Origin of the sequence: Sulfitobacter mediterraneus, assembly GCF_016801775.1 — a bacterium.
GTDB lineage: Bacteria > Pseudomonadota > Alphaproteobacteria > Rhodobacterales > Rhodobacteraceae > Sulfitobacter > Sulfitobacter mediterraneus_A.
Genome location: NZ_CP069004.1, coordinates 1,528,154 through 1,550,680 on the forward strand (window position 1 = coordinate 1,528,154; position 22,527 = coordinate 1,550,680).

The 22,527-nt window shown below is 58.3% G+C and carries 25 protein-coding genes; 11 read left to right on the forward strand and 14 right to left on the reverse strand.

Features of this window, described 5'->3' with window-relative positions; all coding sequences use genetic code 11:
- Nucleotides 1–51: 51 nt before the first annotated feature.
- From phaR to JNX03_RS07440, 3 genes are all read right to left on the reverse strand, one after another.
- Nucleotides 52–612, reverse strand: a complete 561-nt coding sequence (gene phaR, locus JNX03_RS07430) for a polyhydroxyalkanoate synthesis repressor PhaR (protein WP_203211756.1) — start codon at nucleotides 610–612, stop codon at nucleotides 52–54.
- Nucleotides 613–743: 131 nt separating this feature from the next.
- Nucleotides 744–1,187: a phasin family protein gene (locus JNX03_RS07435; protein ID WP_203212173.1), complete on the reverse strand. Its 444-nt coding sequence runs from the start codon at nucleotides 1,185–1,187 to the stop codon at nucleotides 744–746.
- A gap of 148 nt (nucleotides 1,188–1,335) precedes the next feature.
- A complete protein-coding gene (locus JNX03_RS07440; RefSeq protein ID WP_203211757.1) occupies nucleotides 1,336–3,141 on the reverse strand; it encodes a PHA/PHB synthase family protein in 1,806 nt (601 codons plus the stop codon).
- Between the two features lie 105 nt (nucleotides 3,142–3,246).
- On the opposite strand from JNX03_RS07440, the gene phaZ reads away from it, so the two are divergent.
- Together phaZ and JNX03_RS07450 are read left to right on the forward strand one after the other, a co-directional pair.
- The gene (phaZ, locus tag JNX03_RS07445) at nucleotides 3,247–4,518 is read left to right on the forward strand and encodes a polyhydroxyalkanoate depolymerase (RefSeq protein ID WP_203211758.1); all 1,272 of its coding nucleotides are present in this window, start codon (nucleotides 3,247–3,249) and stop codon (nucleotides 4,516–4,518) included.
- A gap of 4 nt (nucleotides 4,519–4,522) precedes the next feature.
- Nucleotides 4,523–5,092 (forward strand): DUF6151 family protein, encoded by a 570-nt coding sequence (locus JNX03_RS07450; protein WP_203240743.1) that lies wholly within the window; start codon nucleotides 4,523–4,525, stop codon nucleotides 5,090–5,092.
- 7 nt (nucleotides 5,093–5,099) lie between these two features.
- Here JNX03_RS07450 and JNX03_RS07455 read toward each other — a convergent pair whose 3' ends face one another.
- From JNX03_RS07455 to JNX03_RS07485, 7 genes are all read right to left on the reverse strand, one after another.
- The gene (locus tag JNX03_RS07455) at nucleotides 5,100–5,810 is read right to left on the reverse strand and encodes an alpha/beta fold hydrolase (RefSeq protein ID WP_244968377.1); all 711 of its coding nucleotides are present in this window, start codon (nucleotides 5,808–5,810) and stop codon (nucleotides 5,100–5,102) included.
- Nucleotides 5,811–5,908: 98 nt separating this feature from the next.
- Complete coding sequence (locus JNX03_RS07460) at nucleotides 5,909–6,526, reverse strand: hypothetical protein (protein WP_203212174.1); 618 nt, start codon at nucleotides 6,524–6,526, stop codon at nucleotides 5,909–5,911.
- A gap of 17 nt (nucleotides 6,527–6,543) precedes the next feature.
- Nucleotides 6,544–6,972, reverse strand: coding sequence for a VOC family protein (locus tag JNX03_RS07465; RefSeq protein ID WP_203211761.1), 429 nt, complete (start codon nucleotides 6,970–6,972; stop codon nucleotides 6,544–6,546).
- Between the two features lie 15 nt (nucleotides 6,973–6,987).
- Nucleotides 6,988–7,740: an alpha/beta hydrolase gene (locus tag JNX03_RS07470; protein WP_203211762.1), complete on the reverse strand. Its 753-nt coding sequence runs from the start codon at nucleotides 7,738–7,740 to the stop codon at nucleotides 6,988–6,990.
- A 70-nt stretch (nucleotides 7,741–7,810) separates the two neighbouring features.
- Nucleotides 7,811–8,056 carry a hypothetical protein gene (locus JNX03_RS07475; protein WP_203211763.1) on the reverse strand — a complete coding sequence of 82 codons (246 nt, stop codon included), beginning with the start codon at nucleotides 8,054–8,056 and terminating at the stop codon, nucleotides 7,811–7,813.
- Between the two features lie 117 nt (nucleotides 8,057–8,173).
- On the reverse strand, nucleotides 8,174–9,433 hold the full coding sequence (locus JNX03_RS07480; protein WP_203211764.1) for an MFS transporter: 1,260 nt from the start codon (nucleotides 9,431–9,433) through the stop codon (nucleotides 8,174–8,176).
- Nucleotides 9,434–9,493: 60 nt separating this feature from the next.
- A complete protein-coding gene (locus JNX03_RS07485; RefSeq protein ID WP_203240806.1) occupies nucleotides 9,494–10,315 on the reverse strand; it encodes a creatininase family protein in 822 nt (273 codons plus the stop codon).
- Between the two features lie 79 nt (nucleotides 10,316–10,394).
- Between JNX03_RS07485 and JNX03_RS07490 the strand changes: the two genes are divergently transcribed.
- The 6 genes from JNX03_RS07490 to JNX03_RS07515 all read left to right on the forward strand — a co-directional run bounded on the left by JNX03_RS07490 (nucleotide 10,395) and on the right by JNX03_RS07515 (nucleotide 16,353).
- Nucleotides 10,395–11,582 (forward strand): MFS transporter, encoded by a 1,188-nt coding sequence (locus JNX03_RS07490; RefSeq protein WP_203240805.1) that lies wholly within the window; start codon nucleotides 10,395–10,397, stop codon nucleotides 11,580–11,582.
- Nucleotides 11,583–11,670: 88 nt separating this feature from the next.
- On the forward strand, nucleotides 11,671–13,617 hold the full coding sequence (gene thrS / locus JNX03_RS07495; RefSeq protein WP_203211767.1) for a threonine--tRNA ligase: 1,947 nt from the start codon (nucleotides 11,671–11,673) through the stop codon (nucleotides 13,615–13,617).
- 228 nt (nucleotides 13,618–13,845) lie between these two features.
- The gene (locus tag JNX03_RS07500; protein ID WP_203211768.1) at nucleotides 13,846–14,148 is read left to right on the forward strand and encodes a BufA1 family periplasmic bufferin-type metallophore; all 303 of its coding nucleotides are present in this window, start codon (nucleotides 13,846–13,848) and stop codon (nucleotides 14,146–14,148) included.
- Between the two features lie 64 nt (nucleotides 14,149–14,212).
- Nucleotides 14,213–15,061: an MNIO family bufferin maturase gene (gene bufB, locus JNX03_RS07505; protein ID WP_203211769.1), complete on the forward strand. Its 849-nt coding sequence runs from the start codon at nucleotides 14,213–14,215 to the stop codon at nucleotides 15,059–15,061.
- Entirely contained in the window at nucleotides 15,058–15,801 is a 744-nt protein-coding gene (locus JNX03_RS07510) for an HvfC/BufC N-terminal domain-containing protein (RefSeq protein WP_203211770.1), read from the forward strand. Before bufB ends, JNX03_RS07510 begins: the two co-directional genes overlap by 4 nt.
- A gap of 9 nt (nucleotides 15,802–15,810) precedes the next feature.
- On the forward strand, nucleotides 15,811–16,353 hold the full coding sequence (locus JNX03_RS07515) for a DoxX family protein (protein WP_203211771.1): 543 nt from the start codon (nucleotides 15,811–15,813) through the stop codon (nucleotides 16,351–16,353).
- Between the two features lie 45 nt (nucleotides 16,354–16,398).
- On the opposite strand, the gene JNX03_RS07520 is transcribed toward JNX03_RS07515, so the two are convergent.
- Nucleotides 16,399–16,719 (reverse strand): ArsC/Spx/MgsR family protein, encoded by a 321-nt coding sequence (locus JNX03_RS07520; protein WP_203212175.1) that lies wholly within the window; start codon nucleotides 16,717–16,719, stop codon nucleotides 16,399–16,401.
- Between the two features lie 176 nt (nucleotides 16,720–16,895).
- Between JNX03_RS07520 and JNX03_RS07525 the strand changes: the two genes are divergently transcribed.
- Nucleotides 16,896–17,102: a cold-shock protein gene (locus tag JNX03_RS07525; RefSeq protein ID WP_025047677.1), complete on the forward strand. Its 207-nt coding sequence runs from the start codon at nucleotides 16,896–16,898 to the stop codon at nucleotides 17,100–17,102.
- A gap of 72 nt (nucleotides 17,103–17,174) precedes the next feature.
- Here JNX03_RS07525 and JNX03_RS07530 read toward each other — a convergent pair whose 3' ends face one another.
- From JNX03_RS07530 to thyX, 3 genes are all read right to left on the reverse strand, one after another.
- The gene (locus JNX03_RS07530; RefSeq protein WP_203211772.1) at nucleotides 17,175–18,359 is read right to left on the reverse strand and encodes a cytochrome P450; all 1,185 of its coding nucleotides are present in this window, start codon (nucleotides 18,357–18,359) and stop codon (nucleotides 17,175–17,177) included.
- Between the two features lie 43 nt (nucleotides 18,360–18,402).
- Entirely contained in the window at nucleotides 18,403–18,726 is a 324-nt protein-coding gene (locus JNX03_RS07535) for a TraR/DksA family transcriptional regulator (RefSeq protein WP_203211773.1), read from the reverse strand.
- Between the two features lie 232 nt (nucleotides 18,727–18,958).
- A complete protein-coding gene (thyX, locus tag JNX03_RS07540) occupies nucleotides 18,959–19,864 on the reverse strand; it encodes an FAD-dependent thymidylate synthase (RefSeq protein WP_203211774.1) in 906 nt (301 codons plus the stop codon).
- A gap of 213 nt (nucleotides 19,865–20,077) precedes the next feature.
- On the opposite strand from thyX, the gene JNX03_RS07545 reads away from it, so the two are divergent.
- Nucleotides 20,078–21,109 carry a hypothetical protein gene (locus tag JNX03_RS07545; protein WP_203211775.1) on the forward strand — a complete coding sequence of 344 codons (1,032 nt, stop codon included), beginning with the start codon at nucleotides 20,078–20,080 and terminating at the stop codon, nucleotides 21,107–21,109.
- The gene (locus tag JNX03_RS07550) at nucleotides 21,110–22,504 is read left to right on the forward strand and encodes a surface lipoprotein assembly modifier (RefSeq protein WP_203211776.1); all 1,395 of its coding nucleotides are present in this window, start codon (nucleotides 21,110–21,112) and stop codon (nucleotides 22,502–22,504) included. It begins immediately after the preceding gene.
- The last annotated feature ends 23 nt before the right edge of the window (nucleotides 22,505–22,527 follow it).

Here is a 22,527-nt window from a genome sequence, read left to right on the forward strand (position 1 = left end):
AATGCATATCCCGAAAAACATGCCGCGCGACCCCGCCGCGCGTCCTTTGGATCACTTCAACTTTGACAGTTTGTCCTGAAGCTCCGCCAACTGCCGTTTGATTGCGTCCAGATCTTCGCCTTGATCCGGGCCATCAGCCTTGGCCGCCGAGGGCGCTTCGGGTGTGGTGCCGCCACTCCAATTGCCCGTCATCGCCTTCATAAAGGCCTGCTGCTGCGCTTGCATAACGTCCAGCCCCGGCATCTTTGCCATCGGGTTCATGGAAGACATATTTTCCATCACCCGCGCCTGCCCGTCCCGGAGCATGTCAAATGAGGCCTGCAAGAACTGCGGCACCACAGATACATCACCGGACATATAGCTGCGCACCAGATCATTCAGCACCTCGACCGGCAAAACAGATTCGCCGCGGCTTTCGTGTTCTGCAATGATTTGAAGCAGATACTGCCGCGTCAGGTCATCGCCCGACTTCAGATCAACGATCTGCACCTCGCGCCCGTCGCGGATAAATCCCGCAATATCTTCGAGCGTCACATAGTCGCTGGTTTCCGTATTATAAAGCCGCCGAGACGCATAGCGTTTGATAAGCAATGGCTTGGGTTTATCCGCCACGGTTGGTCCTCCCAGATTACGTGCTGCATTGCAGCTTATGGGAGTGTTGCACAAAAAGAAAGGGCGGGCTCAATGAGCCCGCCCTGCCCTCACACCCTAAGGGGAGGAAGTGATGTGAGGTCTATTCCGTCTTACTTCGCAGTGGCTTTTTTCGCCGCGGCCTGAACGTCGTTGGACGCTTTTTTAACGGCTGCTGTTGCGTCTTCCTGCATGTCTTTGCCGGCAGCCATCATCAGCTCGACAGTGTCCATCTGGACTTTCTTGGCGATCTCGGCGAATGCCGCCATGTGCTCGGCCGCTGTTTCAGCAGAAGCAGACGCGAAATCGGTCATGGCTTTTGCGTAGTCGGCTGGCTCTGCTTTGGCTTTGGACATATCTGCCATTTTCGCCAGTGTGTCTTTTGTCCACTTGCTGGAAATCTCGGTAGATTTCTCAACAGCTGTCAGGGCAACGCCGGACAGTTTTTCATTCAGTGTCGCAGATGTTTTGAATGCGTCTTCCATTGCGGCTGTATCCACTGGGAAAGAACCCATTACGTCTTTGAACATTGCGGTCATGTCTGGTGTCTTAGTCATTTCAAGTATCCTTAAGCTCTGGTTTGTGCTTGGCGGATGCTCCGCCTTTCTGCGTCTGCTAAAGGATATAGATGCTGCAGCGCGGCATTTCAAGTATTTTTTCTGCACCGCAGCATAAATCTGGACCAAGCTCCAAAAGTCATCAAAATCAAAGCTTTGCCTTTTTCGCCACATATTCTCCAGGGGCATCTGATAGAATGATGTGGCCATCATCGCCGGGGAAACGGGCGGGAATCATCTTGCCAGACCGCTTTTTCAGCCATTTCTCCCACCGCGGCCACCAAGACCCTTCGTGGAACTTTGCCCCTTCAAGCCAGTCGGCATGATCGAGGCCCAGATCATCATTGGTGTAATGGCCATATTTTTTCTTGGACGGCGGGTTGACGATCCCCGCGATGTGTCCCGACTGCGTCATGATAAAGGTCTTGTTCTCCGACCCCATCTTTTGCACGCCGCGATAGCTGTCCTTCCAGGGCGCGATGTGATCGGTCTCGCAGGCAATGGCGCAAAGCGGCACGTCAATATCGCCCAGTTCCAGATGGTGCCCCATCAGATCAAAGCCGCCATCGGCCAGCTCATTGCGTTGGCACAGGCCGCGCAGATATTGCATCGCCATCTTGGCCGGCAGGTTCGCCCCGTCCCCGTTCCAATACAGCAGATCAAAGGCGGGCGGGGTCTCCCCCATCATATAGCTTTTCACCGCGGGCCCGTAGACCAGATCATTGGACCGCAAGAACGAGAACGTCCGTGCCATGATCACAGAGGGCAACACGCCTTTGTCTGCGGTCTCGGCCTCTATCCCGTCAATAAAGTCATCCGTCAGGAAAGGCTGGAATTCTCCCTGATCGGAAAAATCCGTGAGCGCGGTAAAGAATGTCGCCGATTTGATCGAGGTATCGCCGCGTTGTTTCAGCAAAGACAGGGTCAGCGACAGCGTTGTGCCCGCAATGCAATAGCCAACGGCGTTGACCTGTTTCTGTCCGGTGATTTTCTTGGCCTCTGCGATCGCGGCCAGATAACCGTCTTCGACGTAATCTTCCATACCGATATCGCGGTAGGCCGCATCCGGGTTGACCCAAGACACCATGAACAAGGTGTAGCCCTGATCGACGACCCATTTGACCAATGAGTTCTGGGCCTTGAGATCCAGAATATAGAACTTGTTGATCCAGGGCGGGAACACAACCAGCGGCGTGGCATGTACCTCTTCCGTGCTGGGGGTGTATTGAATCAACTCAAACATCTTGTTGCGGAACACAACCTTGCCCGGCGTAGTGGCGATGTTGCGGCCCAACTCAAACGCCTTTTCATCCGCAAGCCGCACGATCAGTTCACCATCATTGGCCTCCAAATCCGAGATCAGGTTTTCCAAGCCCTTGATCAGGCTCTCACCCTCGGTCTCGACCGCGCGTTCAAGGGCATCCGGGTTGGTGGCCAGAAAATTGGTCGGGCTCATCATGTCGATGATCTGGCGGCTGAAATAGGACAGCCGCTGTTTCTCGCGGGGCTCCATATCGGTGATATCTTCAACGGCCTGCGACAAGGCTTCGGAATTGATCAGGTACTGTTGTTTGACAAAATTGAAATAGGGATGCGTTTCCCAAAGCGGATTGGTAAAGCGGCGATCCCCTCCCGTCTTGTCTTCGGGTGCGACAAATGAGCCCTTCGCCAGCGCCTGCTGCGCCTCCATGAAGTGGGTCACGGTCTTGGCCCAGTACCCCATCTGATGTTCCATCAGCTTGGCCGGGTTTTGCACCGCTTCGGCCATATAGGACTGTGCAGCCTTGGAAAACAGCTCTTGATTCGGGCCGTCAAGGGATTGCTGATGGGTCTTGCGATGGGTCATGACCTCGGTCAAACGCGCCGTCAGCTCCTCCACTTTCTTTAAATTTTCGGCCATCCGCGACAACGAAGCCTCAGTTGGCGTGCCCTCTTCCGTGGTTTCAGTTGTCATCTTAACCTTTTGCTCCTATCTTCGCACCTGCAGCATAACATCACGCCTCTCCTTGAGGACTGTGACAAAATAACTGGCAACGGGCTCACAACGAGGACACCCTTCATGCGCTACATGGCTACTTACGACCTGATGGAAACCTTTCGGAACACCAATCAGTGGCTCGGCGCCTCTGCACTTGCCATGGCATCCTACCCTGCTTTTTCGATGTTTCCAAACCCTACGCTTGAATGGATGGCCGCTTGGGGCGAAGTGACGGAACGTACGTTCTCGCGGATGGTGGTGAAACCCGATTGGAACATTCCTCCCTTCGTCGGGGCCAACGGTCAGGACCGGTTGGTGACAACCGAAACCGTGGTAGAGGGCGATTTTGGCGATCTCATTCATTTCCGCGTTCAGGGCCGCACCGACAAAAAGCGGCGCGTCCTATTGGTGGCACCAATGTCCGGCCACTACGCAACTTTGCTGCGCTCAACCGTGATCAGCTTGCTGCCCGATTGTGACGTCTACATTACAGATTGGCACAACGCGCGCGACATTCCAGTCAGCGCCGGCAAATTCGACATCGAAGATTACACATTGTATCTGGTCGACTACCTGCGCGAGCTGGGCCCGGAAACCCATGTGATCGCTGTGTGCCAACCTGCCCCGCTGGCGCTGGCCGCGACGGCTTATCTGGCCGAAGAAGACCCCGATGCGCAGCCGCGCTCCCTGACATTGATCGGTGGTCCGATCGACCCCAACGCCGCCGCCACAGATGTGACGGACTTTGGCCGCCGGGTCACGATGGGCCAGCTTGAGGAATCGATGATCCAGCGGGTCGGCTTTAAATACAAGGGTGTAGGCCGCATGGTTTACCCTGGCCTCCTGCAATTGGCCTCCTTCATCTCGATGAACAGCGAGACCCATATGGACGCTTTCAAGAACCAGATCTCCCGCGTGATGCGCGATGAGGCCCATGAGCACGACAAGCACAACAAGTTTTATGATGAATACCTTGCCGTGATGGACATGACCGCCGAGTTCTATCTTTCCACGGTTGAGCGAATCTTCAAAGCCGGCGAAATCGCCAGCAACAACTTCACTGTTGCGGGCAAGAAAGTGGACATCGGCAAGATTACAACGGTTGCGGTGAAAACCGTCGAAGGCTCCGAGGATGACATTTCCGCACCCGGCCAATGTGTTGCCGCGCTGGACCTGTTGACCGGCCTGCCGGACAGCAAAAAAGCCAACCACGTCGAAGAAGGCGCGGGCCACTACGGCATCTTTGCAGGCAAAAGCTGGCGCAACAACATCCGCCCATTGGTGTTGAACTTCATCGACGCCAACGAAGGCAAACCTGCCGCAAAGCCAGCCAAGAAAACCAAGGCGGCCTGATCCATTGACCGATCTGCCTTTCTCCTGCCGGTGCGGTCAGGTGAAAGGCACCTTGCATGATGCGGCCCCCGATGCCGGTACCCACGTCCGCTGTTTTTGCAGCTCGTGCCGGGCCGCGATGATCTATACAGGTGATCCTGATCCCGGTGATCAGGGCGTGACCCTGTTTCAGACAACACCGGACAAAATTAGCTTTCAGCAAGGGCAAGACCAGCTTGCGGTCTTTTCCTTCGGTCTCAAAAACATCCTGCGCTGGCGCGCGGCATGCTGCAATGCGGCACTATTCACCACATTACGCAGCCCCAAGATACCATTGGCGGCGCTTATCACCCGGCGGTTGGCAGACGCCACGGCCATCGGGCCGGTGAAAGCGCAAGCATTTGTCCCTCAACCCGACGGCACCAGCCAACATCAGGGAAAACTGGCATTGTTCGGGGGTGTCCTATGGCGTGGCGTGATCGCCCGGCTGACCGGCCGTTGGAGAAACACGCCCTTCTTTGATATCAAAACGCGAACGCCCACGGCCCCCGTAACGGTTCTGACCAAAGAAACCCGCACAAATCTAATTGGCTAACGCCACCCTACCGCAAGATCACCGGCAGCCCCATCCATTCGCGCAGCGCCGCAGTGGTTTCCATCGGCTGTTCCAACATCGGATAATGGCCGGAGTTTTCCAGCACGGTCAGCTTGGCAGACGGGATCAGCTCCGCCATAAAGCTGTGCCGTTTGACCGGGCACAACGCATCATGCACCCCGCACAGCACCAGCGAAGGGACTTTGCATTTCCGCAGAACCGATTGTTGATCCCGCCGGCGCTGCATCGCCCGTGATTGCCGGATGAACACATCAGCGCCCAGCACTTCGGCCATATCCGCCACCAGCGCCATCACTTCCATCCGCTGTGGACCGGGGGCAAGATGGTCTGGGGACAGGGCCGTGCGCATCACTTCGGACATCCGCCCCGATCGCGCCTTGACGATCTCGGGCTCGCGGTTGGCCGCCATCACCGGCGTTTCCGCCAGCGGATTGGCCCCCATCAGGGCTAGGCGCGAAACGCGGCCTTCTGCGCGGCGCAGAATTTCCATCGCAACAATCGCCCCCAGATCACTGCCCAGCAAGGCAAACCGCCTTGGCAGCATCTCAAGCAAGCTTGAGGCAATTTCCTCCACCCGTTCGCCTTGCGTTACCGGAGCGACCATGATCGGCATTTCCGACGACAATTCAGCGATCTGTGGCCCAAACAAGCGCGCATCGCACATCATTCCGGGCAGAAGAACCAGCGGTTCAACTATAGATCACCATGCAATCATCTGAATACTGGGTCATTTTGCCCTGCCTGCCTGTTTTCCTAGCTATAGCACGCGCGGGCCATCCCGCAATGCGGCGCGTGTCAAAGCGGCAAGGCAATGCCTTTGAACGGCGGAAAATCAGCATAGGCTTTTTGCCGCTCCGCCAAAGTGATCAATGGCGCCTCCCCTGCCTTCAACAGAGTCCCGCGCGGCGCGATATAACTGGAGATTGTGCGCAGCGGTTTGGGCCGCCAGACAAGGTTGAACGCCGCCAGCTTGGGAAAAAACCACATCTCTGAATAGGGCAGATGGTCATGTATCCACCACGCCAGATCGCGCCAGTCACGCCCCTCGGCATAGCGGTCCGCGAACCACGGGATCACCACCGAAGCACCGGCAATGGCCGCATCGCCAACACCGCGATCCCAGATATGGCATTCCAAGGGGTTGTCGTTGCGCGCGCAATTCAGCCGGTTTTCATTGCCGTAGCGGTTCAGATCTGGCGCGCGATAGCCCGACCGGACAGCCACCCGGCCAAATGTCTGTTCCAAAGGGTCGAGCAGGGCCGTGCAAAACGCCTTGCCATTCTCGATCACCAGATCAGGGTTTTCCGGGACGTTCGGCAGACCATGAAATCCTGAAATCTCCGAATACATGAAATCCCGCATGTAGAAATATCTAGACAGACGCACCCGGCCAAAGGTCTCTAGGCTCCACATGCTGGCCGGTTTGCGCATCAGCCGTATCCGTTCCAGCGAAATTCGCCCCTTGGCCCCAGCGCGGAGAACGGGTTATGGGCCACCTCCCAGATATGCCCTTCGGGGTCGGCGAAGTACCCGATATGCCCGCCCCAGAAAATATCATGCGCCGGTTTCAGCACCCGCCCGCCTGCGGCTTCGGCCTTGGACAACAACGGCGCCACGTCTTCCTTGTTGGGCACGTTGTGGGAAAAAGTGGACGCCCCGCACCCGAGTTCTTCAGCCGGCAGGCCAATGTCCTCGGCCAGCTTTTCCAGCGGGTAAATGCCCAATGTCTGACCGATCAGATCATAGGCGATCACGCCATCTGGGCTGTCCTCTCGCGACCAACCAAGCGCGTCATAAAAGGCCGCCAATGCATCGGGGTCTTTGGCACCCAGAGTGATCAGCGAAATGCGTTGATCCAATTTACCACATCCTTTTCAGTTGCTTGCCGCCAAAACCTCATCAATCGCGCCGAGGATCAGATCGAGACATGGCCCGTCCGAGAACCGGTGGTCGGCATCCTTGACCAGCTTCAGCTGCATATCCGGACCTGTGGCGTGCTCCAGCAATCGCACCGCCGTTTCAACGCTGACGGCCGTATCGGCAGTGCCTTGCAGGAACCGCACCGGGAACGGCAGATGCAGTTGGTCGCGCAGGACCAGTTGCTTGCGCCCATCCTCGATCATCCGGCGGGTGATGATGTAGGGCTCCATGTAATCCGATGGCAATTCGACCTGCCCGGCGTCTGCCAATTGCTGTTTCTGCGCATCGGTGAAATTGGCCCAATAGCCATCTTCGGTGAAATCCGGCGCGGCGGCGATGGTCACCAAACCGGCAAGCTTCTCTGGCATCGCCCGCGCCAGCAAAAGCGCCTGCCAGCCGCCCATGGAAGACCCGACGGGCAAGATTGGCCCTTCGGTCAACTCGGCCACCGCCTCTGCCGTGTCTTCGGCCCAATCCCCGATGCAGCCATCCGTGAAGCTGCCGGAGGACTCGCCGTGACCGGAATAATCAAACCGCAAAAAGGCGCGGCCCTGTGCCTGCGCCCATTCTTCGAGAAACACCGCCTTGGTGCCCATCATGTCGGATTTGAGACCGCCCAAGAAAACCACACAAGGACCGCGCCCCGTGGTCAGGTGATAGGCCAGTTTGCGGCCCTGTTTGGTGGTCAAAAAAGATGTGTCGCCCATGCACGCCCCCGGTGTTTTGCGCCATCATGCGCTGCACCGGGGCGGAGGGCAACCACCTCAGAACACTGGATCAGCCGCCGATGTATGTGGCTGTCTTGGGACGGTAGAAAACCTTTTGATCATGCATCCGGCCCAGCAATTCCTCCCCCGCGCGTTGATCGGCCTCGATCACCCGGATTGATTCCATGTCTGCCGGATCCTGACCACCCAGTGCAAGACGCATCTTGCTCAGCTCACGGCCCCGCGCGCGCAGCGCTTCTTCAATCAATTCAACGTCACTGATCGACAGGTCAAATGTACGATTATAGCTTGCCATTCTGCTCATCCCCCAAAGGAAAGGTCGGGGTCGCATCGCGCTGCCCCTATGTCGTAAATATACGCTGATACGTCGCAGTCAATCCATACTTGTCGAACAATTGCCGCAGGCCCGTGGCTATTCCACCTCAGGCAGGCCACGTGCAACCACTGCGGCAAGAATCGCCATCACAGCGAAAACCACCAAGGTCGCTTGCGGCCCGATGATCGCGGCCCCGCCACCGATCACGCCTGCCAGCAACAACAAACCACCGATCACCGTGTTGCTCACGGCGGCAAACGCGGCCCTTTGATCTGCGGGCGCGAGGTCAACCAGATAGGTTGAGCGCCCCTGCCGCACCCCGTGATAGGCGACCATCAACACAAACAGAACGGCGGGCATGGCCCAGAACGCCGTGGCTAATCCGGCAAACCACAATCCAACGGCTGCGCAGATCGCTGCCGCGCCTGCGCCGCCCGCCAGCATCAAGACCTTACGGCTGGATCTGTCAGACAAACGGCCCCAGACATAGGAACTGATCAAAGACGCCGATGCAGAGGCCAGAACCAAAGCGCCCAATTGGCCCAGCCCGCTGTCCTCAGACTGGCCAGCAAGAATCACCAGATAGGGTGGTGCCAATGCGGTCGAAACCAGAAGGCCGCGCACCACAACAAACCGGCGCAGATCGGCGTTTTCGCGCAAGACCCCGAACCCTGCAGCGGTTGCCGATTGCTCCGCGCTCGGCTTTTCCTCCACCCTTGAGAACAAGAGGGCCGCCGCAATCCAAAGCCCCGCTGCCAAGGCGATTGCCAAAATGATCGCCCAACGATTTTGCGCAAGACCCGACAGCAGCAACCCGGCAAAGACCAGCACCGCAACAGACGCCACGGATCCCGCCAACCCCGTCACTGCCCCGCGCCGGGTCTTGGCAACGGTTTTCCCCAGGATGTCTTTGTAAGAGACCGAACAGGCCGCCCGGCAAAGCGCCAGTCCGGCAAGAGCAGCACAAATCGCCAGCCCCGCTGCGGCCCCCTCCAGGAACACTGCAGACAGCACAATCAATCCGGCGGCGATCCCCTGCCCGGCGCTGCCGATCACCCAGGCCCATTTGCGCCGGGCCAGGCCTTGCACCCATCCCGCCAAGGGCATCTGCGGCAACAGCGCACCGGCCTCACGGATCGGGACAAGCGCACCTGCATAGACCGCAGGCGCACCCAGCGCCGTGAGCAGCCACGCCAGCACCAGCTTGGGGTCGATCAAACCATCCGCCACCTTGGTCATCGACAGCGACGCGATGTGCCGGAGCCCGTTGCGGGCCTCAGCCTGATCAATGTCTTGGGCAGCGTCCTCTGCCCCGGTGATCGCGGCAAAGGTTTCCTGGCTCTGAAGATGGGTCATGATCGGTCCGTCCGTGTCTGGCCTGTGAGGCCAGACCAGTTAGGGCGATGGCCCGTTCACTCAAGTGCCGGGTCGGAATGGCACCCCGCCGGTTTCCGCGCCGCGCAGATCTTCGGGCGCGGCCCATGTGTCCGGATCGGCAATCATCGCCGCTAGCGCGTCCGCACTCACCTCGATCAATCGCTCGCCCTTGTCCGCCGTGGCACGCGCCGGATTGCCTGCCACACCATTGCCTGTCAGATGCGTGAAGGGCCGCCAGCGATAAGATGCCTTGCCCGCCCGCAGAAAGGTAGGCCCATCAACCGCCTTGCTGGCCAATGCACCCATGTCGCTGCTGTCCACCAGATCTCCCACCAGTGCCATCATCATCGAGGTTTCCGCCTCGCAGGCGTGTTGCATCCCGTCCTGATCCTCAAGAATACCGCCCACTTCCTCAGCCGCTTCCATGGGATAGGTCGTGGCAACCAGGGTTGCGGGCACCTCCGGGGCCAGTTCATCACAGATCTGATGCATCGCGATGATGTTGCCGCCATGGGAATTGGAAATCAGGATGTCTCGAAACCCATGCCGGGTGATCGACAGGACCAGATCCCTGACCAATGCGCGAAACGTGGCATGGCTGACGGTCAGGGTTCCGCCAAAGGGCATGTGATGCTCTGACAGCCCCGACCAGACCACGGGCGTGACCACCACGGGCCGGGTTCCGCTGGCTTTGCGGGCCGCGCGAATGGCCACCTCATGGCCCAGCCGCGTGTCGGTCATGGTGGGGAGATGTGGCCCGTGTTGTTCAATCGAGGCGATGGGCAGGATCACCACCGCATTTTCGTCCGCCAGACGGCGCAATTCATGCGCCTTCAGGTTTTGCCATTCCACTTCGATCATCCTGTCCTCCTTGGGTGTCATGAAAATGCCGACGCTGCGGCAGTCTTGCATGGGCAACTAGACCTGTTAGGCATTTGATATGCAATCCTCTGACATGGCCCCTGCCCCTGATCGGTTGCTGATCCCCCTGTTGTCGCTGGGCAACTTTGTGATCGGTATGGGGGCCTTTGTGATCGTCGGAGTGCTAGAACCTCTGGGCGCCGATATGCAGCGCAGCGCCGCCTCTGCCGGACAATTGTTGACTGTCTATTCCATTGCTTACGCAATCTTGTCGCCTTTGTTGGTCGCCCTCAGCGGGCGCGTGGGCCGCAGGCGGGTCTTGGCATCGGCCTTTGTTCTGTTTGCGCTGGCAGCTGTCCTTTCGGCGGTTGCCACAAACTTCGCCATGCTCAACATCGGACGGGTGCTGGCCGCGGCAGGCGCGGGTCTGTTCACCCCCGTGGCCGCAGCCGTTGCCGCCGCACTCTACCCAGAGGCGCAAAGGGCGCGGGTTCTGGCCAGCGTGTTTTTCGGGCTCACCCTTTCGCAGGTTCTGGGCGTGCCGGTCGGAAGCTGGATCGCCTATAGCTTTGGCTGGCGGTGGGCGTTCTGGCTGGTGCTGGCGCTGACGCTTCCGCTGATATGGCTGACATGGCGGCGCGTGCCGGCCGGTCTGAGGTTTCAGCCCGTGAGCTTGACCGATCTTGGGCATGTCCTCTCGCAGGGCCGCGTGATGCTGGCAGTAATGTTCACCGGCAGTTTTCTTGGCTCGATCTATGTCCTTTATACCTATGTCGCACCGCTGCTGAGCGGGACCATGGGATATGGACGGGATGGTATTACCGCGATCTTGCTTGTGTTTGGTTTGGGGGCGGTCGGAGGCAACATCCTTGGCGGGTTCCTTGCCGATAAGCTGGGCTGGAAAATCACGCTGACCGCGCTTTGCCTGTGCCAAATGTCTGTGATGCCACTGTTTTCCTTGCTGCCCGTCTCCGACATTGCGCTTGTGGCCATCGCATTTTTCTGGGCGCTCTCCGGATGGGCCTTTATGGCCGGACAACAGATGCGCCTGATCAATTTTGCCGGGGCGCAGGCGCCTGTTGTTCTGGCCGTCAATGCCGCGGCGATCTATATTGGCGCGGCCATTGGATCGGCCATCGGCGGGCTGGTCATCGCAGGATTTGGCATTGCCGCCACAGGATTTGCCGCCGGTTGCTGTGCCTGCCTTGCCCTGCTGCACCTGTGGTTTTCTGTCCGCTATCCGCCACGGCCTCAACACAGCCCTTGACCTTGCCTGCCCGCCGCGCGAAACAGCGCCCACACATAACCCGCAACCGGGCGTCTCGTGGGCGCCAAACTGACGAGGAGCGCCCAAGATGGCTCAAATCTCTCTCACCCTTCCCGATGGCAATGCACGCAGCTACGACGCAGGTATCACTGCGGGCGAAGTGGCGGCCGATATTTCCAAATCCCTTGGTAAAAAAGCCATCAGCGCCACCGTGAACGGCGCACATTACGATCTGGCCTGGCCGATCGATGCTGATGCCGACATCGCCATCCACACCATGGCCGACGAAGAACAGGCCAATGAGCTGGTGCGCCACGACCTGGCCCATATCATGGCCCGCGCCGTGCAGGAGATCTGGCCTGACACCAAAGTGACCATCGGCCCGGTGATCAAGGACGGCTGGTACTACGACTTTGACCGCAAAGACCCGTTTACCCCCGAAGACCTTGGCCTCATCGAAAAAAAGATGAAGGAAATCATCAATAAGCGCGATCCCGTCCGCACCGAGGTCTGGGACCGTGCCCGCGCGATCAAACACTACGAGGACAATGGCGAGCCCTATAAGGTTGAACTGATTGACGCCATTCCCGGCGATGAGCCATTGCGCATGTATTGGCATGGCGACTGGCAGGATCTGTGCCGGGGTCCGCATTTGCAGCATACCGGCCAGGTGCCGGGCGATGCCTTCAAGCTGATGTCGATTGCCGGGGCTTACTGGCGCGGCGACAGCGACCGTGCGATGCTGCAACGGATCTATGGCGTGGCCTTCACCGGCAAGGAAAAACTGCGCGCACATCTGAACATGCTTGAAGAGGCCGCCAAACGCGACCACCGCAAACTGGGCCGCGAGATGGATCTGTTCCACATGCAGGAAGAAGCCCCCGGACAGGTGTTCTGGCACGCCAACGGCTGGCAAATCTACACCGAACTGCAAGACTACATGCGCCGCCAGCAACGCAAAGGTGGCTACGTGGAGGTCAACACTCCGCAGGTCGTGGACCGTAAATTGTGGGAAGCCTCCGGTCACTGGGAAAAGTATCAGGAAAACATGTTCATCGTCGAAGTCGACGAAGAGCACGCCCGCGAAAAGGCGGTCAACGCCCTGAAACCGATGAACTGCCCCTGCCACGTGCAGATCTTTAACCAGGGTCTGAAATCCTATCGCGATTTGCCGCTGCGCATGGCCGAATTCGGCTCGTGCAACCGGTATGAGCCCTCTGGCGCCCTGCACGGTATCATGCGCGTGCGCGGCTTTACCCAAGATGACGGGCATATTTTCTGCCGCGAGGACCAGATCGAGGCGGAAACCGCTGAGTTCATCACCTTCCTCAGCAACATCTACAAAGATCTGGGTTTCGAGAACTTCAGCGTGAAATTCTCCGACCGGCCAGAGACACGCTCCGGCTCGGACGAGGTTTGGGACAAGGCCGAAGAGGCGCTCTTGTCAGCCACACGTGCCGCCGGAATCGAACCCGAACTGAACCCCGGCGAAGGCGCATTTTATGGCCCTAAGTTGGAGTTTGTCCTGACCGACGCGATTGGCCGCGATTGGCAATGCGGCACCCATCAGGTTGATTTCGTCCTGCCCGAACGGCTGGATGCAACCTACGTGGGCGCCGATGGCGCCAAGCACCGCCCCGTAATGCTGCACCGGGCCACCCTGGGCAGTTTTGAGCGGTTCATCGGGATCCTGATCGAAGAGCACGCTGGCAAATTGCCCTTCTGGCTGGCCCCACGTCAGGTTGTTGTTGCCTCGATCACATCCGAGGCCGATGACTATGTGGTTGAAGTTGTTGAGACTCTCAAAGCCGCCGGTGTGCGGGCCGAGGCCGACATGCGTAACGAAAAAATCAACTACAAGGTCCGCGAACATTCAGTTGGCAAGGTGCCTGTGATTCTCGCCGTGGGTGGCCGCGAAGTGGAAGAAAAGACCGTGTCCGTCCGCCGTTTGGGCGAAAAACAAACTTCGGTGCAACCCTTGGCCGATGTTGCCGCCGCCCTGAGCGTCGAGGCAACACCGCCCGATCTGCGATGATCCGGTTTTTGTAACATTCCTCACACGGGGCCGTTTGCGCGGCCCCGTTTTTTGTGGGCCTGTAACAATTCACAGGTGCCAAAGGCCAAATTCGCAACAAATCTCCCAGATTTTCCGGCAAATCCTGACAGGATCGTGACACACTCCCTCGTGAGTGGTGTTAGACTGGCCCGGATGGTTTACTCTTCACATCACCCGTTGATTTGAACACCAAAGGAAGTTTGAAAAATGTCCAACACACTCAAATCCGTCGCGCTTGCAGGCGCTGTTGCCGCAGCGATGACCGCACAGACAACCACGGCCGAGGCGGCCTCCAAAGAGAAATGCTATGGCGTGTCTTTGGCTGGTGAAAACGACTGCGCTGCCGGCCCGGGCACCACCTGCGCAGGTACATCCGTCACCGATTATCAAGGCAACGCCTGGACGTTGGTTGACGCCGGAACCTGCGAAAGCATCGATCTGCCAGCGATGGCAGACGGCTCTGAGCGCAAAGGCTCGCTTGAGGCACTCGACCGCGACCTGCCCGCGTAAGAAATGCGTTCCGGGCGGCCCAGAGCGCGGCCCGGAACACCCTTGATCCACCGGAGGGCGCATCATGCTCGACACGCGGTCCCGATTTGACCAGTTGCCCAACGCAGCCGGGATCGGATACAAACCCCAACATTTCCAAGAGCTTCTGGAAGATCCCGGCGCTGTTGAATGGGTTGAGGTTCATGCCGAAAACTATATGGGTGACGGCGGGCGACCCTTGGCCCAGTTGCAGGCGTTGTCCGAGACCTTTGCGATTTCCATCCATGGTGTAGGCCTGTCCATCGGGGGCCAACAGCCGCTTGATAAGGATCACCTAAATCGGCTCAAGCGCCTGTGTGATCGCATCAAACCCGCCAGCTTTTCGGAACATCTGGCATGGTCCACCCACGGTGCGGAGTTCATGAACGATCTGCTGCCCCTGCCCTATACAGCCGAAACTCTGACCCTCGTGAGTGACCATATCAATCAGGTTCAAGACACCTTGGGCCGTCAAATGCTGCTGGAAAACCCGTCCAGTTATCTGACGTTTGCTGAATCTACTTTTACAGAAACTGACTTTCTTTCTGCGGTTATCCACAAGACATCCTGTGGTCTATTGCTGGATGTGAACAACGTATTCATTTCATCCACAAACCTTGGGGTCAGCCCAGAAACCTACATTGATACCTATCCAACCGATCATGTGGGCGAGATCCATGTGGGTGGACATGATGAAGATCAGGATGATTTTGGTGCGCCGTTGTTGATCGATAGCCACGCCAAACCAGTCGTCGATCCGGTTTGGTCATTGCTCAGATACACGCTTGCACAAACCGCACCAAAACCGGTTTTAGTGGAATGGGACAACGATATACCGTCTTGGCCAACCCTTCGTGCCGAAGCAAACCGCGCCGCCATGGCCTTGGCCGGATGACCCGATCGGAGAGATTTCACGCGGGCCTCCTGGACCCAGCGCGCCCCGTGCCGGACGGTCTGATCGACGGTAAAAACCAACCGGCAGGCCGCAGATATGATGTCTATCGCAACAACGTGACCACCTCGCTTTGTGAGGCTCTATCAACGGCGTTCCCGCTGGTTCGCAAACTGATCGGCACGCAGAATTTCAGCTCGCTCGCGCCGCTCTACGTCCGAAATCACCCCCCTAAATCGCCGCTCATGATGCATTATGGCGTTGATTTTCCTGAGTTTATCGAAAACTTCACGCCCCTTGCGCATATCGGGTATCTGGCCGATGCCGCACGGCTTGATCAGGCCATGCGCCGGTCCTACCACGCCGCCGACGCTCCGAATTTTGACGCGGCCAGGCTGCAAAACACTGCGCCGGATGCATTGCCTAGAATGAAGATCGGTCTTGCACCAGCCAGCCTGATCCTGCGCTCTGATTGGCCGCTCTATGACATCTGGCGCTTCAATAACGAAGATGGCGCGCCCAAACCGCAGGCTATTGCACAGGATGTTCTGATCACCCGTCCAGAATTTGATCCACAGCCATGGCTCCTGCCTCCGGGGGCCGCGATCTGGCTGGAGAACCTGGCCCAAGGCCGGACATTTGGGGCTGCGCACGATCTGACCCTTGCGCAAATACCCGATTTTGATCTCGCCGCCGCCCTCACAACGGCCCTGTCATCCCGAGCCTTTAAAGAAACCCCGTAAGGAATTGATATGAAACCGCTTATATCCCTGCATGATGCAGTTTTCACCAGACTCGAACAGGCCAACTGGTTGTTGCCAACGCTCGCAAGGTTCCTTTTTGCGGCGGTTCTGCTGGTCTACTTCCTCAATTCGGGTCTCACCAAAATCGGCGATGGCCTGTCTGGCCTATGGACACCTTCCGTCGGTGCCTATGCGCAGATCTTCCCCCGTGTGCTCGAAGAAGCCGGCTATGACACTGATGCACTTGGTCTTTTTCATCGTTTGGTCGTGCTCGCAGGAACATGGGCAGAGTTCATTTTGCCAGCCCTTATCGTTGTTGGCTTGCTGACCCGCCTCGCCGCGCTGGGGATGATCGGTTTCATCGCTGTCCAATCGCTGACCGACATCTATGGCCATGGCCAAGACAGCGCGTTGGGCGCGTGGTTCGACCGTTTCCCGGATGCGGTCATCATGGACCAGAGGGCGTTGTGGGTTCTCTTGCTGCTGATCCTAGTGATCAAAGGCGCGGGGCCCTTGTCCTTTGACCGCGCATTCAAACGGCGCGTTATTTGAGCGTTGAAACCATGCTGGCGCGCGCGCCGCGCCAGCTGACACCGGTTAAGAAAGTGCTTTAATTTCCTTCTCTATATCACTGTTCCAAGATAGAAAAAGCGTGTTATCCACAGCAATCAACGGCCGCTTCATCAAAGCGGGATGGGCTTTGATCAATGTCAGAGGATCGGCCTGCCGCTCTACCTCGCTCAGCCCTCTCCAAGTGGTGGACCGTGTATTCAATAGCGCGCCACCGAACTGTTGATGTGCCGCCAACAACACCTCTTCAGGAACGCCATCAACGCGCACATCAACGAGCGTAGCATCAGGCAGTGCCTTCATCGCCTTCCTGCAGGTATCGCAATTCTTAAGACCATAAATTTGCATCATTTTCCCTCTTCTTTTGGCGCTTGATCTGAAATTTGAACAAAATTTTTCGCGATTTACTTGATTTTTCTCCCGATTGCGCAATCCTTTCTACTGTAGGGCGCGCCGGAATGGTTTGGCATAGGCCCTATCCTGTTTCGGCAGGCCTATGAAAGACTAAAGGAGGCGCGGATATTATGCCGAATGGCACCGTGAAATGGTTTAACACCACCAAGGGTTACGGATTTATCGCACCAGAAGGTGGCGGCAATGATGTATTTGTACATATCTCAGCGGTCGAACGCTCTGGCCTGACGGGCCTTGCGGATGACCAGAAAGTCAGTTTCGAACTTTCCGAAGGCCGCGACGGCCGCCAGATGGCGTCTGACATCACCCTGTTATAACAACAGATCAGTGACGGAAAACCGGTAAATTTGGCGTTGTGCAACAGCGCCAAACCAAAGATTTTGCTGCGCTCAGGACAGGGCGCAGGGCAGTGACTGGTATCCGTGAAACCTGATACGCCCACCGCCCAGGCGACCGGGTGCCAAAACATAATCAGGATAGCGCCTCAAAAAACGTTCAATAGCGATCCGTCCTTCCATCCGCGCGAGCGTCAGGCCCACGCACACATGCGGCCCGCCCGCAAAGGCAAGATGTCGGTTCGGCTGCCGCTTAATGTCAAAGACTGTTGGGTTTTCAAACACATCCGGGTCTCTGTTGGCCGCGCCAATGCACAGATGAAGATTGGTCCCCGGCGGGATATTAATGCCGCCGAACGTCACCTGAGCCGTGGTTTCACGATTGCCAAACTGGTTTGGTGACCGCACTCGCAGGATCTCCTCCACCGCCGTGTTGATCAGCGCCGGGTCGTCAATCAACTGCGCCTTTTGCACCGGATGATCGTTGAGCAGGGCCAAGCCGTTGCCGATCAGGTTCGTCGTGGTTTCATGGCCCGCATTGAGGATGAAAATGCAATTCTGGATCAGCTCGATCTCGGTCAACCGCCCAGTTTCATCCCCATTGATCAGCCGTGTCAGCACGTCCGTTTCTGGGTCTCCCGGTTGTGCCCGCCTGCGGGCGATCAGGTCCGTGAGGTAGTCCTTGAAGTCGCGCACCGCTCGATGGCCGGCCTCCAGTTGCTCTGGGGTCAGGACCGGCTCCAACGCGCCGAGAATTGACAGAGACCAATCACGCAGGGGGCCACGTTCGTCCATCGGTACATCAAGCAGGTTTCCGATGATCTGGATGGGAATGGTAGATGCAAAATCCTCAATAAGATCAGCATCCTGCGGCATGACGTTCAATAAATGGTCCACCGTTTCAATCAACCCCGGTTCCATCCGCGCCAAGGCTTTGGGCGTCAAGGCTGATGTCATGATCCGGCGCACACGGGTGTGAAGTGGCGGGTCGTTGAACACCAACGAGGTGGTATGATGTTCGAATAGTGGTGTATCCAGCCCGAATTTGGGGGCAAAGGCCGCCTTTTTGTCCGAAATATAGGTTGTCGTGTCGCGGTAGATGGCATTCAGATCGGCGTGTTTGCAAATCAGGACAGAGCCGTCCGGCTGCTCCAAAACAGGGGTTTCAGCCAGCAGGCGATCGTAATGCGGAAACGGGTTGTCGGTGAAACCGGCGGGTGGGTTGGCAAGATCAAACATGGCGACAGTCTGGCCTTTGCCACGCCGGTGTCAATGCGGCGCGCTAGCCCCCCTGCATGCAATCGCGGCATTTCGGCATGGAAGGGTCCGCAGCAAGGCGGGCAGGCTCGACCGCCTCGCCGCAATCGGTGCAAAAGCCGTATTCGCCCTCCGCAAGCCGCGCCAGAGCCGCCTGAATGCGCAGCCGCTCGGCCCCGCGTCGCCGCGCCTGTGCCTGTGCCATCGCCTGATTTTGCAGGGCATCCATCCGCGAGAGCCGGCCAACCGCCTGTTGATCCAATTCAACGGTCTTTTGCCCGTCGAGGCCAGCGGCATCTTCGGCATCAAGCGCCTCAAGTCGGGCGTGTAGGGCAGTTTTCGGATCCATGTGTTGTGGTAGGGCCGGGTTCACCCCGCCGTCAAGGGCATGGTGCAGGCATCGCCGGGCAGCGACCGACCTGGAGGGTGCCTCCCCCCTCCAAGCGGCAGAGGGGCGGCGCAAAATGCACAGCTTTCATGAGGTGTGATCCGGTGCAAAAGCGCCCTCCTGGGGGAGGTCGGGCGCTGCCCGGCGGTGCCGGGCGGGGTGGGTGGTGTGACGACAGGCCGCTCAATCTGCCTTAGCCAATCACCCCTTCAAACTCGCGCCACTCCCCTTTCGACATCCCCGAAGTCTCCTGCGTGACCGTCTCGCCCTTAAGCATCCGGCGCAGGCAATCCAGCGCCTTGCCAGACAGCGTCGCGCCACCCAGACGATAGTCCTCAAACGCGCCATAGGCTGCTGGCACCCAGTCGGCCACCACCTTGCAGATCGCATCGGCGTAAACCCGGATTTCGTATTGGGCGTGGGCGTCGGCGCGCAAGCGCAGGAAGTGGAAGAGATTGTGCAGATCCACCTTCCAGTACCACTGCGTATAGACATTGGCAGGCAGGTTCATCCGCGCCAGCTCGCGGGCCAGACCGTCCTGCCCCTCTTGCGAGATCATTTCCTGATAATGGTCATAGGCGCGGCTGCTGTCTGCCTTGAGGATCTCCAGCACGCGGGCCGCTTCTTCCCCTTCAAGCAGGCCGCCCCGCCCCTGATTGTTCACTGTGCTTTGCGCATTGATGTGCTCGGGCGCGGGGATGTAGAACTCGCGGTCCAGAATGGAATAACGGGCGGAATACTCGTTCACATTGGCGGTGCGGTGGCGGATCCATTGCCGCGCGACAAAGACCGGCAGTTTCACATGCAGCTTGATCTCGCACATCTCGAACGGCGTCGAATGCCAGTGCCGCATGAGGTAACGGATCAAGCCTTCGTCGTTCTGCACCGATTTGGTGCCCTTGCCATAGCTGACCCGCGCCGCCTGGCAGATCGCGGCATCATCGCCCATATAGTCGATCACCCGGATAAACCCGTGGTCCAGCACCTCATGCGCCTTGTAAAGATGCGCCTCCATCCCCGGCACGGTGGCCCGCAAGGTAGGCTGGCTTTCGCTGCGCAGGGCGTCAATTTCGGCTTGTTGGTCAGGGGAAAGGGGCATGACGGGCGGTCCTTTTGAGGCACTCATGGGTGGCATGGATTCGCAGATCACTATATCTGCGCAAATCCACCTGAGGAACCGCCATATGCGGTATTGTTTTTTGACCACCCTTGAAAAGTTATTCAACAGTGAGGGATGCAGCAGCGTTGACAAAACCGCCTCTGGTTTGAGACTGTAATGCAAAATAAAACACAGAGCTGAAGGCAGGCTATCATGAAAATCAATGCAGCGGGGCTCTTGCTCTGTACGTTTCTTGTTGGATGTGGCGGCACACCTCCCTTCAATGCGGATGAGACAGAAGATCCGACAACAACAGACGGTACGATCGACAGCGATCGCACCCTGCCCCCCGGTACCTCATCACCGCAGCCCGACACCACGATTTTCCGCAAAGAAGCGGTCGACGAGAACGGCAATGGCTTTGCCGAGGGCGTGGCCTATAATTCTACGGACGACACTTTTACCGTCGACAATCTCCCGTTTGATGGCGGCGCAGACACACCATATATCCGCGGCCAAGCGGTCGGCAGCCTCGGACCATATGCGGTTTATGAGGCGGTGCAACAATATCCAGACACACAGACCAACGCGACCATCAACCAATTCCGACACCGCGCCATTTACGGCGTCAGCACCAGCGGCAACACCGAATTTGCCATCGTGCGCACCGGCGCCTACGTCGGCTATGGCTTTGGCGGCTTTGTTTATGAGCGCAACGGAACGGTGGTCCTGCCCACCACCGGCCAGGCGCTTTACAACGGTCAGGGGGCGGGTCTGCGAGACTACAACGGGCGCGGCGGGTTGGAATACACCACGTCGGACGTGCAGATCGCCATCGACTTTGATGACTTCAACGAAACCACAGGCCGCTACGAAGGGGCAGTGGATGGATTTGTGTTCAACCGCAAGGTCTACAATCTTGCCGGCGAGGATATCACCAGCGAAATCTATGGCCGCGTCGGAGCTGCAAGCGATGCGACCCTCACCGCGATTCCGACAGCTGTCTTCACCGTTTCGACCAACGCGCTCGATGCCAATGGCGAGATAACCGGCACGCTCACATCCCGCTTTGGCAACAACAGCGGCCAGGCTGTCGATTATGAGAACGGCCAATACTACGGGATCATCTCGGGCGACGGAGCCGAGGAAATCGTGGGGATTATTGTCCTGGAAACAGGCGAAGATCCAACCGCAGACGGTGTCCGCGAGACCCTTGGTTTCACGATCTATCGCGGAAATCAGTAAATGCCCAAGCGGCGCCCCTTTTACAGGAGCGCGGCCATCCTCGGGATCTTGGCCTGTCTGACGGGCCTGCCCGTGGCTGCGCAAACCACATTGGACGCCCCTGCCATGCGGCAGGCGGCAACCGAAGCCTTACGTGCCGGAGATGCGCAGCGGGCCAGAGTCTATGCTGAGGCGTTGCTGACCCGCGATGCCAATGATCTGAACGCCCATTTGATCCATGCCCGCGCGCTGCGCGATTTGGGCCGGACCGCCCCTGCCCGCACCGCCGCGCGGCGTGCGTGGCAATTGGCACAAACAGACGCGGAAAAATACTCGGCCGCTCTGATCACCGCTCAGGTATTGTCTACAGCCGGACAGCGCACCCGTGCCCAGCTTTGGCTGCGCCGCGCGGCGGAACATGCGCCCAATGATCTGCTCCGCGCCCGCGCCGAACGTGACTTCAAATATGTAAGAACCCGCAATCCCTGGCACACCAGCCTCAGCTTCACCTTGGCCCCGAATTCCAACATCAACAACGGCAGTGCCCAGGACCGGTCCGAGCTGAACTATGCCATCAGCGAAATCCTGTTCGGCCAGCCCATCGAATACAATCTCACTGGCAGTGCCCGCGCCCTCAGCGGGCTGGAGGTCGGTGGCAGCATGCGCACACGCTACAGGTTTCACCAAACGCCGGTCACTGCGCATGACGTCAAGATCGGCCTGTCCTATCGCACCTTTGCCCTGTCGGGCAGCGCCCAGAACACCGCGCCCGACGCATCCGGCTCTGACTTTGCCTTCGGAACGGCAACGCTCGGCTATGGGTTCAAGCGCATCAACTTTGAACGCAAGGGCGAATTTACCTTTGACGGCGAGCTGGGCCAATCCTGGTATGGCGGATCACGTTACGCCAGCTATTTGCGCGGCGCGGCCTTTCAGGCCTACAGCCCCAGCCGCACAAAAAGATACCGCTTTGGCGTTGATGTTGAACGACAATTCGGCCAAGCCACGCCGGACGTTGACAGCCTTGCCCTGCGGGGCAGCCTGACCCAGCGGCTCAAATCCGGCGATACGCTTTATCTTGGGCTGAGCGCGGAAACCACGCATTCCGTCGAAAAGGATGCCGAATACAGTGAGGTTGAGCTGCGCTCAGGCTATGTCATGCGCAAGCCAATCATGGGGGCGGACGTGCAATTTGGCCTTGGTGCCGCCTATCGCGATTATGACGTGTCCCGACATTCGGCGGATGGCCGACAGGATCGCAAGATTTTTGCTGATGTCACCGCAACCTTCCGGCAGATCGACTATTACGGATTTAACCCCTCCGTGACCCTCAGCGCGTCAAAAACCGACAGCAACATTGGCCTTTATGATGTGAACCGCATCGGGCTCAGCATCGGGATCAAATCCGCTTTCTAATCCAAAAATCCCAGACGCTCAAA

Coding starts and splice junctions, on each gene's coding strand:
- JNX03_RS07435 (WP_203212173.1), bottom strand. CDS start 1,187: ATGACTAAGACACCAGACATGACCGCAATGTTCAAAGACGTAATGGGT.
- JNX03_RS07440 (WP_203211757.1), bottom strand. CDS start 3,141: ATGACAACTGAAACCACGGAAGAGGGCACGCCAACTGAGGCTTCGTTG.
- phaZ (WP_203211758.1), top strand. CDS start 3,247: ATGCGCTACATGGCTACTTACGACCTGATGGAAACCTTTCGGAACACC.
- JNX03_RS07460 (WP_203212174.1), bottom strand. CDS start 6,526: ATGTGGAGCCTAGAGACCTTTGGCCGGGTGCGTCTGTCTAGATATTTC.
- JNX03_RS07470 (WP_203211762.1), bottom strand. CDS start 7,740: ATGGGCGACACATCTTTTTTGACCACCAAACAGGGCCGCAAACTGGCC.
- JNX03_RS07475 (WP_203211763.1), bottom strand. CDS start 8,056: ATGGCAAGCTATAATCGTACATTTGACCTGTCGATCAGTGACGTTGAA.
- JNX03_RS07480 (WP_203211764.1), bottom strand. CDS start 9,433: ATGACCCATCTTCAGAGCCAGGAAACCTTTGCCGCGATCACCGGGGCA.
- JNX03_RS07485 (WP_203240806.1), bottom strand. CDS start 10,315: ATGATCGAAGTGGAATGGCAAAACCTGAAGGCGCATGAATTGCGCCGT.
- JNX03_RS07490 (WP_203240805.1), top strand. CDS start 10,395: ATGCAATCCTCTGACATGGCCCCTGCCCCTGATCGGTTGCTGATCCCC.
- thrS (WP_203211767.1), top strand. CDS start 11,671: ATGGCTCAAATCTCTCTCACCCTTCCCGATGGCAATGCACGCAGCTAC.
- JNX03_RS07500 (WP_203211768.1), top strand. CDS start 13,846: ATGTCCAACACACTCAAATCCGTCGCGCTTGCAGGCGCTGTTGCCGCA.
- bufB (WP_203211769.1), top strand. CDS start 14,213: ATGCTCGACACGCGGTCCCGATTTGACCAGTTGCCCAACGCAGCCGGG.
- JNX03_RS07510 (WP_203211770.1), top strand. CDS start 15,058: ATGACCCGATCGGAGAGATTTCACGCGGGCCTCCTGGACCCAGCGCGC.
- JNX03_RS07515 (WP_203211771.1), top strand. CDS start 15,811: ATGAAACCGCTTATATCCCTGCATGATGCAGTTTTCACCAGACTCGAA.
- JNX03_RS07520 (WP_203212175.1), bottom strand. CDS start 16,719: ATGCAAATTTATGGTCTTAAGAATTGCGATACCTGCAGGAAGGCGATG.
- JNX03_RS07525 (WP_025047677.1), top strand. CDS start 16,896: ATGCCGAATGGCACCGTGAAATGGTTTAACACCACCAAGGGTTACGGA.
- JNX03_RS07530 (WP_203211772.1), bottom strand. CDS start 18,359: ATGTTTGATCTTGCCAACCCACCCGCCGGTTTCACCGACAACCCGTTT.
- JNX03_RS07535 (WP_203211773.1), bottom strand. CDS start 18,726: ATGGATCCGAAAACTGCCCTACACGCCCGACTTGAGGCGCTTGATGCC.
- thyX (WP_203211774.1), bottom strand. CDS start 19,864: ATGCCCCTTTCCCCTGACCAACAAGCCGAAATTGACGCCCTGCGCAGC.
- JNX03_RS07545 (WP_203211775.1), top strand. CDS start 20,078: ATGAAAATCAATGCAGCGGGGCTCTTGCTCTGTACGTTTCTTGTTGGA.
- JNX03_RS07550 (WP_203211776.1), top strand. CDS start 21,110: ATGCCCAAGCGGCGCCCCTTTTACAGGAGCGCGGCCATCCTCGGGATC.